This window comes from Enterococcus mundtii, assembly GCF_002947535.1.
In the GTDB taxonomy this organism is placed as follows: domain Bacteria; phylum Bacillota; class Bacilli; order Lactobacillales; family Enterococcaceae; genus Enterococcus_B; species Enterococcus_B mundtii_B.
Genome location: NZ_PUAP01000010.1, coordinates 84741 through 100381, shown reverse-complemented (window position 1 = coordinate 100381; position 15641 = coordinate 84741). Strand labels below are relative to the sequence as shown.

The window sequence follows — 15641 nt, the reverse complement described above, 5'->3', positions numbered from 1 at the left end:
TATTTTAAAAAATGTTTTGGGCTTTTATCCATTAGTAGACAAGTGTTTCTCTAACTCATCTAAACCAAAACCTGTTATCGTAGAAACTTCAAATATCTTAGAAGCACCGGCTAACTCCAATAATTCACGGGCTTTTGCTAGCGTCTGCTGATCTGCTAAATCGACTTTGGAAATCACACCGATCACTTCTTTGTTGAATCTCGATGAAAAATAAGGTGGAAAATAGTTTTGTGCGCTTGTAATATCTTGAACGAATGCCACTACCTCTGCCTCAATCGAAGCACTGACTAACGCATTGTAGTAAAACTGATTCTCCATAAACTCACCAGGTGTATCGATGGAATCATCGAGATAGTACACTTGTTGAGTCTTGTGATAAGAAATGTCTTTCTTTTGTAGCCACTGCGATAATGTAGTCTTACCGCTACCTGTTTGTCCGATAAAAATCACTCGACGCATCTCTTCACCTATCGTCTCTCATAAATAAATAACTACCAATCATTTAGGTTTTTGTAATGTCAGGCGTATCAAACCCCAAAACCGTACTCATTGTTTGGATGACTTGTTGCAACGCATATTCAACAGAAGATACCTCACCAGTGAAAACCACTGATCCACTAAAGCGATCCATGAAACCAATCGCCACATCTCCAGATTTTTTGGCGATATCTGCCCCAATGATCGACGCCTCACTCGGCGTGATCGTCAAAATACCGATCGCATTACTTGCTTCCCTTAATCCAAGTTTTGTAAAAACTTCGCGATCTGCATTTGGGATGATATGCGCGAGTGTGACCTGTTTACCAGGAACGTATTCTTGGATCGTTCGTTCGATTTTTCTTTCATTTGCCATTTGTTTGCCACCACCTACAATCTGATAATAACTATATTCTAGCATAGATGAATAAAAGGATTTTGCCTTTGATCCAGTGGAGTAACAAATATTTGCGGCTTGGTATAATTTATTATGCGATCAAAAAAACTGTTACTACCAACTTAAATCAGGCTGATAGTAGCAGTTTCCTTTTACTTAGTAGATATGAAAATCCGACTGTCCTTCTTGTTCAATTGTTATGACTAGCCGATGCGGCAAACAGATACTCGTTTGTCCAGGTTCCGAGATCCAGCCAGTTCTTACAGCGATTTGATCGGGACTATTATCTTCTTTGACTCTGATCTTACCTTCTTGGATTTCGACTATATTGTATTGGGTATCAGATGGATGGTAAGTCACCATCTTGCTACTGATTTCATCTAAAGCAAAACGTTCGACTTCTTTTCCGTCGATTTTTACTATCGCATACTTCACACTATTTTCGCTTTCTGCACTTTCAAATGACAAAGCAAAAACAATTGTCGGAACGAAAGAAGCAACTACCAGAACAAAAATAATGATGATATCCCAAGGTTTTATACCTGATTTACGAAAATTATGCATATAGAATGTCCTTTTGGATTTTTTTATTCTATCCTTTTATCGATCTTCTAAATAGATGTTGATTTGTTGTTCGTCATCATAATCCAGTTGATCAGTTTCAAGCATTTCCATCAATTCTATTTTCAAGTCTACAGGAATCTCCCAGAAGCCGTCAATGGATTTGAACAAATCGGCGTCATACTTTTGAAAAATAGGATAAATGTCCAAAAATTCTTCAAAGGACAAGTTTTGCTTTTCGTAATAGTCTTTGACAAAACCTTGATCAATGGCATGTTGTGTAGGAAGACCAGTTTCTGTGATCAGTTCCTTAGCGACCATCGCACGATAGAATTCCCCTTTGTCTACAGGTTCTTTCACCGTTTCCGAATAATATTTGATCCCTTGTTCAACTAATGGCGGATAAATAATTTCCATTTCTTGACCCCCCTTGCATCGTCCAATCGGTTATTCTGTTACTTTGCGTCCTTTATAGTAGCCTTTTAAAGAGACGTGATGGCTTCGACGATAATCCCCAGTCACCTCGTCAAAAGAAATCTCTGGTTTCGTCAAAGCTTGGTGTGTTTGTCGCAAACGTTTTTTTGCTTTCGATGTTTTTCTTGCTGGTACTGCCATGACTTTTTCCTCCTATTTTACCAACTTGCTTTTTTAACTCCAGGGATCAACCCTTGATGTGCCAGTTCTCTAAAAGTGATTCGAGACATGCCAAATTTTCTCATGTAGCCACGAGGACGTCCATCTGTCTGATCTCTCAGTTTCAAACGATTAGGATTAGACTCTTTTGGTAGCTTGGCTAGTCCTTCATAATCTTTTGCTGCCTTTAACTCTTGACGTTGTTCACTATATTTATTGATCAAAGCTACTTGCTTATTCATTTTTGCAATTTTTGATTTTTTTGCCACTAATAATCTGCTCCTTTATTTCACTTTGTATTGTTCAAATCGTAATAATTACGTTTTGGGTAGAACCACAATACCATTTCTTTCTTTATTTGTCAAAAGAGAAATACTAATAAAGAAAATGGCTGAACAACCTTGGAATGAGCGTGTGTTTTTGAGAACACTAAAAAGCCCCCATGACATGTATCACATCCATCACGGTGAGCTTTTTCTACTATTAGTAACTGCGTCAAATGCAATTCAACATTTTAGCCATTACAAATTGATTTTTTCCAATGCTTTCGCAGGTACTTCATTTTCTGGTACTTCACTCCAACCTTTTCCTTGTAAACCTTTTGCATAGATTTTTAAGTATCTACCTTGCTTTAATTCGTGATCCACTAATTTTTTTACTGTTTGTTGATTGCCATCTTCATCATATCCTTCAAACGTATAGAGATAATCCTTCCCTTTTTTATCACCACTACTTGTTTTGACATAGTATTCTTTTACTTCTTTATCAGATAAAAAATTATCCGTTAATGCTTGAAAGCCTTCTGTCTTTGATTCAATAAAAAATGCACCGATTCCTAAAATAAGCGCAATTGCTAATAATCCTTTTACTAGTTTTCCCATCATCATTCCCACTTCCTTATTCTTTTTCACTTCCTGTCTAAATCATACTGTATATGTATATAAGTCGAAATCTATTCCACTAGTGATTAGCTTACATTAACGTAATAAAATTTTTGTCTAGAGATTGCTTTTGACCTAGACAGAATAATTCAATGAAAATAACCCGTAAAACCCAAAATATTCTCGGATTCTACAGGCTATAGAAAATCATTACTACAATAATTGGTTTGTTAAGCTTTAGACTATCTTACGACTACCGCGTATTTACGTGCATTATAAATGTTCTCAAATGTTGTCCGATTCATCCAATAAGAACCACTGATAGGATCTGACACGTGGACTTGATTGCTTCCTTTATTATATCCATCAAGAGTCACCGCATGATTATTATTCGCCGCAACGCCAAAATTCCAATTCCCCCAACGGATTGGTTGGAAGTTGATCGTGACCCAAGCAACAACCGGATGACCATTTTTAACTTCATTCAACAACGTATTCATCGAGCTACCCGAAATATTTTGGACATTTCCGTACTTCTTGCCCCATGTCGTCAAAGGTGCAGGATAAATCGCAGAATAGGTCCATGAATTTTCAACAAAAGGACTGCCAACAAAACCGCTGTTTGGATTACCATTCGGTGATTTAGGAATCGTGTTCAAGAATTGAGTCAAACTCCAATTGGTGATCTTCCCTTTATATTGAAGTGCTTGCAATAAAGAAGCTCCTTCACAACCACTTGGTGCACCTAAAGCATATTGGTTGTAATTTTTCACACCTAATAATTTATAGTCATCTTGGCTTTGCTGACCATTGCCGACCGCATACCAACCAACACCTTCATAGACCCAGCCTTGTTTCGTGATCACTTTTTTCTCGTTTTCATCTAATGTGTAATGATGCCAGTTCACGCGTTTACTGTACAAACGACTGACAGGAATGGCATTCGCTCCTTTATAGGAATACCAACCGATCCCTTCATATGTCCAACCTTGTTTCGTGATACTATCTCTTTCTTTTGCGTTCAACGTATAAAAATGCTCACCATTATAGCGATTGTACAAACGATAGACAGGATCGCCACTTGTCGGTGCCTGCCAACCAACACCTTCGTAATTCCAACCAATCCTACTTAAATTATCTCGTTCACCAGTATCTCTCGTGTAAAAATGCTCACCACTATGCGGATTGAATAAACGATACATTGGAATCGTTTGCACAGCTGCTCGAAATAATCTTGGAGAACCTTCGATCAATTCCTCTTTTGGCGCTTGTGTAACGTCAGCTTCATTCTTACCAGCTTTTTCCGGAGCTTCCAAAACTACTTCTACCCCATCAACGATTGCGGTTTGTGGTTGCTCTGGTTGAACTTCAGTTACTTCACTCGATTGTACTTGTGGTGATTGTTGTGACTCTAGCGTTGGTACCATTGTTTCTGTTGTTCCTGTTTCCTCACTGACTTCATTTGTTTCTGTATTTTGGATTTGTGGAACTTCTGACATCTGAGTCGATTCACTTGTAGTACCCACAGCGGATGACTCCTCTGCAATAACTTGACTCACACCAAACGAACTCGCTAAAATAGCAAGTATCGTGAACCCACAAATCCCCTTAGTAATAGATCCCCTTTTCATCTTTTTCCTCCTCATAAATGAACAAAAAATAGCAATAGATTTTACATAAGATGTTTCCTAAAAATATTATAACGATAGTAATATAAACTCTGATTAAATTATACATGAATCTATTTTTTTGTCCGAATGATTTGTTTAATCCATTTGAGAACCAAAAGGAGCATGCGCTAATTTTGTTCAGTACATGCTTATGGTCAAAGGTTAAAATCAATGAATCACATCATTTAGAATACGAGGGTTTCCAAAGTAGGTGAGTGTATATGGCTATGAATGCGCCCATCCTTTAAAACAATTGCTCTGGAAGATTGACTGGCAAGCTCTAGGTCATGAGTAACCATAACAATTGTCTTACCTTTGCTTACTAATTCTTTCAGTACTTCCATAATAAGGACACGTGAGTGAGTATCCAATGCGCTAGTAGGTTCATCTAAAAATAATATATCTGGATCCGCTAATATTGTGCGACCAATTGCAACTTTTTGTTGTTCACCACCCGAAAGAGCATCAATGGGTTGGTGTAAATCCGCTTTTAATTCCAATCGTTCTGCCAAAGTATCGACATTTTCCTTTTTTATTTTGTGCCCATTCAATGTTCCTGGGAGCACCATATTATCGTAGGCTGACAATGAAGGTATGAGTTGAAAATCTTGAAAAATAAAGCCAATTTTTTTACGACGAAACTTTGCTAATTTCGCTGCACTCCATCCATATGGTGATTCGCCATCGATCATCACCTCTCCCTCTGTAGGAGGTAATAAGCTAGAGATACAATGAAGCAACGTTGTTTTTCCTGAACCAGAAGGTCCTACGATTGATACAAACTCTTGTTGCTTTACATCAAAAGAGATATCAGTAAGCACTTGTAAAAGATTTCCTTTCGCAAGCTCTATTTCTTTTTTTAGCTTTGTTATTGAAATAATTATCTGTCTCATCGGAATTAACCTCCAAAAAATTTAATGATACCAATAGTACTATCCCTACCACAAAATCATTCTAGTTTATAAATCTAATTGTCATACAAAACTGTAGGGCGCAAACTACTCACTGATAACGGAATATAAAAAATCAGCTAGAATTTTTGTCAAAGCTTGGATATCTCCTTGAGGCAATCCTCCATGACTAGCTTTTGGGTGAATCTCTAAATGTGAAGTGACCCCTAACTCTTTAAGTTTATGTAGCCAACTTTTCACATCTTCATTTGAAATTTGCTTATCATTTTCTCCGCAAACCACAAATAAATTTGTCTTTGATCCTTTGGCTTTTTTCACATTTTGCATGGGTGAATATGAATGAATATATTTTCGTATTTTTAAATCAGTAGAAGGATCTCCCCATTCAGCTACTTCCATATGCGATAAGTAATCACGTTTATATAGCATAGTATTAAAAGGATCAATAAATGGTGAAGCTAGTAATATAGATTTAAACAAATTTGGTTCTTCATTCAGACTAGCTCCAGCAACTATTCCTCCAGCACTAGAAGAAATTAACGATAATCTGTCAGTAGCCACTATTCCCTCGTCAATTAAATAGTGACAACAGTCCAAAAAATCGTGTATTGTATTCCACTTGTTCAAAGTTTTCCCCATACGATGCCATTTCTCACCTAAATATCCTCCCCCTCTAACATGAGCAATGCAGTATACAAAACCTAGTTCTATCATAGCTATCATCATGGGATCAAGATTTCCTTTTTGTTCTCTCGAACCATATGATCCGTAGACATAAATGATACCAGGCTGTTTTATGGGTAATTGTTTTGAGTCTCCCTTCCAATATATTGTTAACGGTATTTTCATCCCATCAAAAACAGATGCTACATAGAAAATTTTTCTATGTAACTTTTTCACGTTAAGATTAGGTATACATTGTTTGTTTTTAACCAAAACTAATCTCTCAGGAAGGTTAGGATTGTAGGAATATAACATATTAGATACACAACCGTCTTCACAACAAAGGTATGTCACGCTCTCATCATTAGTATTTTGACAAAGGTGAACATCACCTTGTAAAGCAATGCTGAAAGTATCTTCAATAAATTCAATCTTAGCGTTTACTAAATTTTCAATGGATATTATTCCAGAATTCAACCCATTTTCATTAAAGTATCGAAGGAAAATATAGGTATGATTCGCCTCAATGGTAATAATACTTATATTTTTTCTTGTAGGAATTATTTGATATTTTTTACCATTGCAGTTATAGAGTATTAATTTATGATTCACCGATTTCTCTTTCCTACATACAAATAATATGTAGTCTATTGAATCCTTTGTAAATCCTATAATATGATCGATTCTTCCACTTTTTTTTGACCAAATAACTTTGACAGGATTTTTTTCTTCAGATGAAAAAAGTAAGTATTCTACGTTATTTTTAAACAAAGATCGATTTGATAAAGATGTTTTAATCAGTTTTAATTGATGCGTACTCCTGTTTTCGTAATAGCAGACTTTCTCTTTCAATTGTTTGAAATTCTTTTCCGAAATTTTATTTGGTCTCCCGTCTTCTGTATTACTAATAAAAACAATACGATCTTTATGTAACTCAAACACAGGAAACCGATCAAGACTGGTTAGAACTGTGGACATTACTTTTTCTGAATTCAACTCCATTACTTCAATTATATAATTACTACTTGAAATAGAAATCATCGTTCGAAATAAGTGAACTGGATCAAGAATTACTTTTACTACCTGTTTATTAGGATGGAAGCGAACATCAAAAAGCAGTTTAGATTTTTTAAAATGACTTCTTTCGGATTCTGTTATAATTAGATCTTTGTTTGTATCACTTAGTTGTACAGTAATGCTTCCAGAGTACGGTAATTTCCAATCTTCAAAGCTGTAAATGTAATCATTTATTTGGATCTTATGATTGTAAACTTTTTTATAATCAAGTAAGCATGATTGAATAGTCGATGCAATTTTTTCTTTACTATAAATCATTGATATTCACCTACTTCCTTCAAGTTAGACTAATTCTGCTCTTGTATTTATTCAATTAAAATAATTTAATTCTTTTAGTATATTAATAAATCTACTCGACATACTTTTTTAACGTATAGCGCTCAAACCAATATATTGAAATAAAACATAAACCGAATATCAGAAAATCGCCTAACGATAATAGGAGATTAACCGACCAATTTGCCTTAAAAATATTGCCACCACCCAGATAGGTAACTCTTAATAGTGGAATCGCAAACAATATTGTTCCAATGAAGGTAATTATTATTGATATGAATGAAACTGAACTGATTTCAATGATTCTCATTTTAAAAATCCAATCTGGTGTACATCCAGTATAGAAATAGTTTTTAGATTCAACTTTTGTTTTTATTCTAAAAAGGCAAATTGACACAATTACATTTGCTAAACTAATGAGTATTGGAGCCCCGAATACAAAAATAAGGTTGATGATCAAATCTGTGATATAAGAACTATCATTAGTACCGTCAATCAGTAATTTAGTGTTGAGAAACAAAGCTATAAAATTCCCAACTAGCAAGGTAATGATGCTGACTGGTCGAATTAATTTTACTAATTCTTCTATATTGAATTGCATATTGTAAAATGCAGTGCAAACCATTGGATTCTTTGTCATTGTGGGTAACTCAACAATTTTATTCACTATACCTCGGAATATGGGACGAATCAAAAAATTCATAGTAATAAGTATAGAAAGCCACAGAAGAAGCAATAAATTCATCGAGTTACTCATACTTCGAGTATATTCTTTTATTAAAGTTGGATCAGGAACATTTTTTAAATATAAATATATTGTTGCACCTAAGCTCACTAGCGATGCAAGTATTCCCAAAAATTTGCCGCTATTCTTCATTTTAATAAACGCTCTATTAGAAGAAAGGCTCCCCTTTCTTTTCTTATAATTTTTAAGACAATAGCGCATACATGTATATAGAATAATTGCTAGTTGGATCAATATCACAACAAAAACAACATTCCATGAGAATTGAAGAGGAATATGTACAAGAGAATCTTTAGCAGAACTCGAAGGTAAGGTGGTCAAAAAAAGCTGTGAAGCTTTTAAGGAAAAGCCGCTCCCAATAACCGCTCCAATCATACCAATTACTAACATTTGTCCAGTCATCACCAAACTGATTTGAGCAGGAGAAGCTCCTAAAAGAAGCATTATGTCATTTGTTTCATCAAAAAAATCTATACACTGTTTCATTGCATTGGTAGTCAACAAAATTAATACTATTATCCCTATAATAATCGGTAATTGCATAAAAACACCATAATCAACCGAACTGTTAAGATCAGCACTACTTAACGCATTTAATATCACGAAAGCAGTGCTAAATATTAATCCAGAAACAATAAAAATAGGTAGTATTGATAGCCAAATCTTCCAATGCTGTAAAAATTGCTTAATAATTAATTTAAACATTTACTAGCAACCTCCTCTTCCAGTATTTCTAATTTTTAAGGTATCATAAGAAAACGGCACTAACAATAAGACCTTAGCCTTATCATTAGATTTAATACTTTTGAAAATATTAAGTATCAAATTCAAAAATACCTGCTTTCGATAAAAATATCCTAAAATGGTTCTATGAGAAGCAGACAGAAGTAACAAAAATTCGACCACTTGCTTCAAAATATAAACCAGATTAGGATATACTTTCTTCTTGCACATACTAAAATAAGTAACTAGGCACACTACATTTTTGATTCAATCTGTGATAGTCACAGTATATTTAGCACCCAACCAGACTTATATTACTTGGAGAAGTATCGCACCAACCCCAGCTAGCTGTACTACCACGTTCTCCTTCGACTTCCTCGATAACTTCATCTTCGATCTCAAGAGATTGAAACTTCAAAATTTCGTTTGACATTGCTAGTTCACCTCCTTTCTGTAATTTTTGGTAATAATAAAAATTCATCTGTTGCAATAGATTCCAGTACAAGTACTAAACCAGCGAAACCGGAAGCAACATCTGTGGTTAAACGCATACCACTATCACCTGCAACACAGGAACCATTACCGAACTTGATTAAGTGTTGCGAAATACCAGAATATACGGATTTTATAATTTCTTGAACATCATCTTTTTTTAGATACTTATTCATCATCATTTGTCCCAATTTCAACCCTGAAAATCCATTAAATAACCCTGGTGAAATACAAAAATTTGTTTTTGTCGCTTTATAAAGCGATTCAAGTACATGCATGTATTTTTTATCAACTATATCGGCATTTTGTGAGATGAGTATTCCTAATCCTGCACTTCCCATCGAAAGATATGGTAAAATTCTAAAACCTTGAGCATATTGCATCATGTCTGTATCATCTTTGAAATATCCTTTTAGCTCATTAGCTATTGATTGATTTAATCCTTTTATATAAATAGTCTCTCCAGTATATCTATACATTTCAGCAAAAAGCCAGCCAAGACTGGCATGTCCATATAGTAGCCCGGCTTCAATCTTATGCGGATTATTAGTCGCAATTTTACCTTTTCCAATTGATAAATATCTTTCAGGATCAGAAATGTACTCCTTCACATAAACTTTTGTAACAGTCCTAAGTATTACTTCAAACTCTTTTGAAAATAATCCACCATTGGCAAAATCCAATCCTACTAATAAAATGCCTGCTTTACCTTTATAAATACTATGATAATTGGTCTCTTTCCACCAAGATTCAAAATTATTTTCAAATATTTTAGCAGCAACATCGGATTTTCCCATTTTATGCATGATCCACAAAGTTCCTGTTACTCCTTCTCCAAAACTAAAATCACGCATGTGACCATTTGCAATTTCATTTACCAGTTCAATTCTCACTTTTTCTTGTAGTTGTTTGAAGTCATTAGATAAAGTAATCCCAATTCTTTTTGCAGCAAGTGAATAAGCCCAAAATATACCTAAATCAGAAAAAGCTATTCCTTGGAGTGTAGTTAACCCATAATAGTGCACAGGACAGTTACGATAAGGATATTTCCATCTTCTAATTGTTTCATCAAAGCCTTGAAGTAATTCTCCTAATACATTCTTAAAATTAATATTTTTCTCCTTATATCGATCTAAATAAGGATGTAAGTTTTTTCGATCAGTCAAAACTTGTACATTCCCTGCTTTATTTCTTAACCTATTGAGCGTTACTAAAAATCCACTTAGTACTTTAACATCAACATTTAGCGAATCAAATATCTCTTTGCCTGCCCTTTCTTGCTGTTTGGAAAACCCATAAACTAAATCTCCTTGTAAAGCAACAGGGAAAAACAAACTATGAGCAATTTGAGAAACGCCATACCAATCTATTTCCTCTGGTGTTGTTTGTCCCCACTGCCTGAATCCAGGTGCTGCTACCATATGGAATCTTTTATCAAGTTCATTGAATACCGCTTGCTCCCAATCAATTACATTAAAGCTGTCTTGCACATCAATCACAAAGTTTTTAGGATGAACATCTTGATGAAAAATACCTTTTTCATGTATAGTTTCAAAAAATATCTCTATTTTTTTTACTAACTCATGTGCTCTGTTAAGATAATCCGTCGCGTACCATGTACCAGCTTTGTCACCTTTAGAATACAATGGATAATTTTTTGTGATCCATCGATTTAATGTTACTCCGTTAACTTTCTCCATAACAAGAAAATGATGTTCCCAAAGTTCTCCTTCCCACAGGAATTTAGGTACACAAGTTGAATCCTCAAGCAACTTCAACGCTTTTCCTTCATTTTTCATTCGATCAATCGCTGTGAGGTCCTTTTCATCAATTCCTGTATATGGTCTCGCTTCTTTTATATAAACTAATTCGTCTCCCGATCCAGAATAGTATCCTTCATAGATACCTCCACAGTTTGAAAATCGAATTGCTCTAGCTATTTCAAAAGGAATTAAGTCTGATGAAGATGAAGCATTTTCTTGCACATTTAGCCACTGCTTTAGAAACTCAGGAATGACACTATCATCAGGTCTCACAAAGAAAGACTTCCTGTTATCAGCGACCATTTCCCCATCTATTTCAAGTTCATCACTAAACATTCCTTCACTATTTGGCGAACCTTTCTTAAACATTCCATATCGTAAATATATCGGCCCTTTTGCCCAACGTTTATCACTTAAAATATAAGGCCCCGGATAACCATGTAATTGGTCTTCTAAATAGTCAAGAAATTCTTCTAATATTGACTCATCAGGATAACAAGTGATGAACTTTCCAGCATGTTCTCGAGGCATTTGTTTGCCATTGCGGTTAACAAAGCGTTTAACTGTTGATAAATGTTTAAAAACTATGTTTTTTTTATAGCAATTCTCAGAGACGATTTTTAGTATCTCATCTGTATACTCAAGAGTTGAACTAATATGAACTTTCCATCCTTGACGTTGCATATTATTTTTTAGAGGAATGATATACGTCCACTCAGTTTCACGAAATTCTTCCCAATTGTTAGGGATCGGCACTGAAAAGGATTTAGAATTATCTGTATCGTATTTCGAATCTGTGAAAAAAAGTACATCCCCCATTGAATAGTTACCTTCCACTTGATCCCCTCCGTATATAAAAAATTTTTTATTAAATTATCTGGTGTATTAATTATATTAATAGTTTATCAAAGAGAAATCATTTGAACGTATTGTGTAACAAAAACTAATTTACATGTAACGAAAAATAAAATTTATTTCATTAATGAAATTCCATTTTGTAAAAATTGGTAACAGTTACAATTAAATGAAAAATCGTTACAAGATATTAAATATATATTTTTTTGGTGTAAAATAGAGCTAAATATTTATGGGAGATGAGTCGTATGTTAAATATAGCAATTTGCGATGATGAACCTTCGTTTATAGAGCAAATTGAACGCCAAATTTTATGTTATCCAAATTTAAAATTCGACGTTGATGTATATACAGACAGTGTTCAATTGTACAAGAAACTAAAAAAGGAGAAATATGATATTTACTTCTTAGACATAGATATGCCTAAGTTGGATGGCATTTCGTTAGCTGAAAAAATAAGAGAAAAAGATGACTATGCCATTTTAATTTTTTTTACTAGTTATAGAGAATATATGGAAAGTGTCTTTAAAGTACGGCCATTCGATTATCTGTTGAAACCTTTAGATAGACAGAAGATTTGGGAAATTTTGGCAAAAGCTGTGCGCCATCTGAATGAATTTCCAAATCAATTTTCCTATTTAAGTGAAAAAACTAATTTTATAATCGCTAAAAACGACATCTATTTCTTTGAGAAACAGAAACGAAAAGTCATAATGCATGGTAAAATCGGTAAAAAATCCTTTTATATGGATACAAAAACCCTTTTAGAGAAATTAGGTGACGGTTTCGTGCAGATTCATACTTCATATATCGTAAACGCATATTATATACGTGGTGTGAAAAAAAGATCTGTTATTGTTGAAATTTATGATAGTTCTGAAGAGTTACCTATTAGTGCAAAATTCAATAAACAGTGCAAGGAACAAATCCTATCAACGTTAGGAGTGTGAAATTTATGCTAGTTTATTTTATTAATACTTTATTCACTCTCATCGACTGTCTATTAATGGCTTACATTTATAAAAAATCTGCTCCTACACAATCTACGAATAAGTGGATAATTTTAGTACTTATTTGCTTCATACTAAAATACGCGTTATTTATCTTTATACCTGAAAATTTATTTATTAAGGAGTTCATTAATTTACTTTTTTCATTTATTATTTACCTTTGTGTCGGAATCTTAATGAAAGTTGAAAAAAGCAGCATTATATTATGGGCTTTTGTATTTTCGAGTATTGTTATGATTTCTGAAAACCTTGCACATCTTACTCAACTAGACACAGTTAGAGAATCCTGGTTCTCCGATTCAGTTACATCGTTAATTCCATATCTTAACCTCTCTCTCTTTTCTAGTATTTTTAAGGTATTATTGCTTTACATCATATTTTTGATTTTTTTTAAAGATCATCTAAAAAAAATACCCAAGATTCCAAATAAACTGGTTCTCATCTTATGTGTTGTTCCTATTTCATCAATAGCAATTTTACTTACGACTAGATTATGGTGGTATAATCGCATTGTTTTATCAGTGATTGGTTTATTAGGAATAGATTTTGGCGTTATAACAATAACTATGGCTAACTTACTAATATTCAAATTTATCCAAATACATATTCTTGAATTACCACACAAAAAAGAAAGAGAAATTATTGCAAAGAATAATAGCCAGTATCTTAATGATCTTGAAACTAAAGAAAAAAGAATTCGAACAATGCACCATGACTTAAAAAATCAATACCTAATATTAGCTAGCTATATTGAGAATCATAATGAGAAAGCGGCTTTAAATTATATAAATAAATCCATTATCACATTGGATCATTCATTAATTGATTTTTATACGAGTAATCCAAGCATTAACTATTTGTTGAATCAAAAAGCGCAACAAGCTAGAGATAATAATATAAAAATAGCAATTGAAACATTTATACCAAATAATTTTTATATAGGAAATTCTATTATTACCTCAATATTAGGCAATCTGCTTGATAATGCCCTTTATGCATGCATTAGGCAAAAAAACTTAGAAAAGAAAATGAATGTTTCGCTAAAATTATTTAATAACAATCTCATCATAAATATCGATAATACTTTTGATCCTAGCGAAATTCGTTCAAGAAAATGGCGTATTAGAAAAGGAATTGGGCTAAAAATCGTTCAAACTATTGTGGATGAGCAGAATGGATTATACCGACATTGGATTGAAGATGGTATTTATCATGCATCAGTTATTCTAATGAATATCTATGGCGAAGAGGAAAAAGAATAAAAGTATCATAACCGCTCATTTAATCAGTAGTTATAATTTCACTTAATTTATTTTCCACTTGAATTTTTGACGATAAAAAAAGCATCTCCTGCGAGATGCTTTCCTCTAAAATCAATTTAAATCCCCTATTTCTTCGGTTCATCCTCATCCATTTTCAGAACCGCCATGAAGGCTTCTTTTCGCAATAATCTAACTGTACTATTCTCTATTAATCTAAGATAGTCTCTAAGCTTCTAGTATTAAAGGTTATAAAGGAACTAAATAATCTCTTCTATCTTTAGGTCATTTCAAAACACCTTAGAAAACCTCAGTCATCGGTGGCAAAATGGTGGCAATATTTTTTTGCTGCATTATTAAAAATAGTAACAAAAACTTTATCACGATCTTTCCATTTCCATCATTATCTTACCAATTTCATTTTCAATTCTATCTAGAACTCTTTGTATTTCAGATCTAACATTGTAAATATCTTCAATATACTGTTGCGCTGTATAATTATCTGGTATTTTATTATCACTAGGACTAGGGTCTTTAATTTCTAACAACCCTAATATTTGGTCGGGATACATATCAATTACCTTAAATTTCAAAGAAGATGCGTATAACCAAGATATTTTAATAGAAGGAAAGACACAATTATGGTTTAAATTTGATCCTTCGAATAGATTTATCAAAGATTTTTATAAAGTATGGGATTCAGAAGTTTTCTTTTTAGCAATCGAAGAAAGCTTATTAATCAATCTCTACTATTCTAATAAAAACTACTTTAAAATTCCTGCTGCGAAAACTAGAATGAAGAAAGATGTGTATTTTTTGTTTGATATCGTGACTGACGTTCCGGACGCACGGAGCGATCATCGGCGTTATGGCTATATAAAGTATACTTTTATTGATCCAGAAAGGTATAAAGATTAAAGTAGGCTACCTAAAAAGGTAGCCCGGAACGGATTTTATCACCATACTTATGAAAGGAGATGTTTTTTAAGTTAGTATTAAGATTGTGTAATATGATGATATCTATATTTTATAGTATCAGTGCTATAAAATCAAAAATAAGTCACTAATTAACTACCACTCCAATTGTAAGCCTTTTTCCCATTATTTTTTACAGTTATATGGTATGCTGTTTAATAGCTTCAAATATAAAAGAGTTTAAAGCTTAACACACTTATGGGGGAGTGGTTTTGGGGAACGCTTTAAACTCTTCTTTATTATTATCTCACAATTTAATCCAAATGTCTTTCT

The 15641-nt window shown here is 33.5% G+C and carries 17 protein-coding genes; 3 read left to right on the top strand and 14 right to left on the bottom strand.

Features of this window, described 5'->3' with window-relative positions:
- Window positions 1–24: 24 nt before the first annotated feature.
- From CUS89_RS03435 to CUS89_RS03380, 13 genes are all read right to left on the bottom strand, one after another.
- A complete protein-coding gene (locus CUS89_RS03435) occupies window positions 25–459 on the bottom strand; it encodes a EutP/PduV family microcompartment system protein (RefSeq protein ID WP_104871051.1) in 435 nt (144 codons plus the stop codon).
- Window positions 460–502: 43 nt separating this feature from the next.
- Window positions 503–853: a BMC domain-containing protein gene (locus tag CUS89_RS03430; RefSeq protein WP_104871050.1), complete on the bottom strand. Its 351-nt coding sequence runs from the start codon at window positions 851–853 to the stop codon at window positions 503–505.
- Window positions 854–1030: 177 nt separating this feature from the next.
- Window positions 1031–1438, bottom strand: a complete 408-nt coding sequence (locus CUS89_RS03425; RefSeq protein WP_104871049.1) for a NusG domain II-containing protein — start codon at window positions 1436–1438, stop codon at window positions 1031–1033.
- A 36-nt stretch (window positions 1439–1474) separates the two neighbouring features.
- Window positions 1475–1852 carry a hypothetical protein gene (locus CUS89_RS03420; RefSeq protein ID WP_104871048.1) on the bottom strand — a complete coding sequence of 126 codons (378 nt, stop codon included), beginning with the start codon at window positions 1850–1852 and terminating at the stop codon, window positions 1475–1477.
- 30 nt (window positions 1853–1882) lie between these two features.
- Window positions 1883–2050: a 50S ribosomal protein L32 gene (rpmF, locus tag CUS89_RS03415; protein ID WP_104871047.1), complete on the bottom strand. Its 168-nt coding sequence runs from the start codon at window positions 2048–2050 to the stop codon at window positions 1883–1885.
- 17 nt (window positions 2051–2067) lie between these two features.
- The gene (gene rpsN / locus CUS89_RS03410) at window positions 2068–2337 is read right to left on the bottom strand and encodes a 30S ribosomal protein S14 (protein ID WP_065095743.1); all 270 of its coding nucleotides are present in this window, start codon (window positions 2335–2337) and stop codon (window positions 2068–2070) included.
- A gap of 252 nt (window positions 2338–2589) precedes the next feature.
- On the bottom strand, window positions 2590–2952 hold the full coding sequence (locus CUS89_RS03405; RefSeq protein WP_258082369.1) for a YxeA family protein: 363 nt from the start codon (window positions 2950–2952) through the stop codon (window positions 2590–2592).
- A 239-nt stretch (window positions 2953–3191) separates the two neighbouring features.
- Window positions 3192–4580: a C39 family peptidase gene (locus tag CUS89_RS03400; RefSeq protein ID WP_104871046.1), complete on the bottom strand. Its 1389-nt coding sequence runs from the start codon at window positions 4578–4580 to the stop codon at window positions 3192–3194.
- A 224-nt stretch (window positions 4581–4804) separates the two neighbouring features.
- Window positions 4805–5512, bottom strand: coding sequence for an ABC transporter ATP-binding protein (locus tag CUS89_RS03395; RefSeq protein WP_104871045.1), 708 nt, complete (start codon window positions 5510–5512; stop codon window positions 4805–4807).
- Between the two features lie 105 nt (window positions 5513–5617).
- Window positions 5618–7528: a prolyl oligopeptidase family serine peptidase gene (locus tag CUS89_RS03390; RefSeq protein ID WP_104871044.1), complete on the bottom strand. Its 1911-nt coding sequence runs from the start codon at window positions 7526–7528 to the stop codon at window positions 5618–5620.
- A 91-nt stretch (window positions 7529–7619) separates the two neighbouring features.
- Window positions 7620–8996: an FtsX-like permease family protein gene (locus tag CUS89_RS03385; RefSeq protein WP_104871043.1), complete on the bottom strand. Its 1377-nt coding sequence runs from the start codon at window positions 8994–8996 to the stop codon at window positions 7620–7622.
- Window positions 8997–9306: 310 nt separating this feature from the next.
- Window positions 9307–9447, bottom strand: a complete 141-nt coding sequence (locus CUS89_RS16030; RefSeq protein ID WP_181055297.1) for a SapB/AmfS family lanthipeptide — start codon at window positions 9445–9447, stop codon at window positions 9307–9309.
- Window positions 9448–9454: 7 nt separating this feature from the next.
- Complete coding sequence (locus CUS89_RS03380) at window positions 9455–12106, bottom strand: class III lanthionine synthetase LanKC N-terminal domain-containing protein (RefSeq protein WP_104871042.1); 2652 nt, start codon at window positions 12104–12106, stop codon at window positions 9455–9457.
- Window positions 12107–12372: 266 nt separating this feature from the next.
- Here CUS89_RS03380 and CUS89_RS03375 point away from each other — a divergent pair, with 266 nt between their 5' ends.
- On the top strand, window positions 12373–13074 hold the full coding sequence (locus tag CUS89_RS03375) for a LytR/AlgR family response regulator transcription factor (protein WP_181055296.1): 702 nt from the start codon (window positions 12373–12375) through the stop codon (window positions 13072–13074).
- Between the two features lie 236 nt (window positions 13075–13310).
- Entirely contained in the window at window positions 13311–14396 is a 1086-nt protein-coding gene (locus tag CUS89_RS03370; RefSeq protein ID WP_181055295.1) for a GHKL domain-containing protein, read from the top strand.
- A gap of 377 nt (window positions 14397–14773) precedes the next feature.
- On the opposite strand, the gene CUS89_RS03365 is transcribed toward CUS89_RS03370, so the two are convergent.
- Entirely contained in the window at window positions 14774–14965 is a 192-nt protein-coding gene (locus tag CUS89_RS03365) for a hypothetical protein (RefSeq protein WP_002309144.1), read from the bottom strand.
- A gap of 43 nt (window positions 14966–15008) precedes the next feature.
- Between CUS89_RS03365 and CUS89_RS03360 the strand changes: the two genes are divergently transcribed.
- Window positions 15009–15311 (top strand): DUF5960 family protein, encoded by a 303-nt coding sequence (locus CUS89_RS03360; protein ID WP_104871039.1) that lies wholly within the window; start codon window positions 15009–15011, stop codon window positions 15309–15311.
- The last annotated feature ends 330 nt before the right edge of the window (window positions 15312–15641 follow it).

Bases quoted from the DNA above. Each gene is read 5' to 3' on its own strand.
- CUS89_RS03425 (WP_104871049.1), bottom strand. From the start codon at position 1,438: ATGCATAATTTTCGTAAATCAGGTATAAAACCTTGGGATATCATCATT.
- CUS89_RS03385 (WP_104871043.1), bottom strand. From the start codon at position 8,996: ATGTTTAAATTAATTATTAAGCAATTTTTACAGCATTGGAAGATTTGG.
- CUS89_RS03430 (WP_104871050.1), bottom strand. From the start codon at position 853: ATGGCAAATGAAAGAAAAATCGAACGAACGATCCAAGAATACGTTCCT.
- CUS89_RS16030 (WP_181055297.1), bottom strand. From the start codon at position 9,447: ATGTCAAACGAAATTTTGAAGTTTCAATCTCTTGAGATCGAAGATGAA.
- CUS89_RS03420 (WP_104871048.1), bottom strand. From the start codon at position 1,852: ATGGAAATTATTTATCCGCCATTAGTTGAACAAGGGATCAAATATTAT.
- rpmF (WP_104871047.1), bottom strand. From the start codon at position 2,050: ATGGCAGTACCAGCAAGAAAAACATCGAAAGCAAAAAAACGTTTGCGA.
- CUS89_RS03390 (WP_104871044.1), bottom strand. From the start codon at position 7,528: ATGATTTATAGTAAAGAAAAAATTGCATCGACTATTCAATCATGCTTA.
- CUS89_RS03395 (WP_104871045.1), bottom strand. From the start codon at position 5,512: ATGAGACAGATAATTATTTCAATAACAAAGCTAAAAAAAGAAATAGAG.
- CUS89_RS03375 (WP_181055296.1), top strand. From the start codon at position 12,373: ATGTTAAATATAGCAATTTGCGATGATGAACCTTCGTTTATAGAGCAA.
- CUS89_RS03435 (WP_104871051.1), bottom strand. From the start codon at position 459: ATGCGTCGAGTGATTTTTATCGGACAAACAGGTAGCGGTAAGACTACA.
- CUS89_RS03370 (WP_181055295.1), top strand. From the start codon at position 13,311: ATGAAAGTTGAAAAAAGCAGCATTATATTATGGGCTTTTGTATTTTCG.
- CUS89_RS03405 (WP_258082369.1), bottom strand. From the start codon at position 2,952: ATGATGGGAAAACTAGTAAAAGGATTATTAGCAATTGCGCTTATTTTA.
- CUS89_RS03400 (WP_104871046.1), bottom strand. From the start codon at position 4,580: ATGAAAAGGGGATCTATTACTAAGGGGATTTGTGGGTTCACGATACTT.
- CUS89_RS03365 (WP_002309144.1), bottom strand. From the start codon at position 14,965: ATGTATCCCGACCAAATATTAGGGTTGTTAGAAATTAAAGACCCTAGT.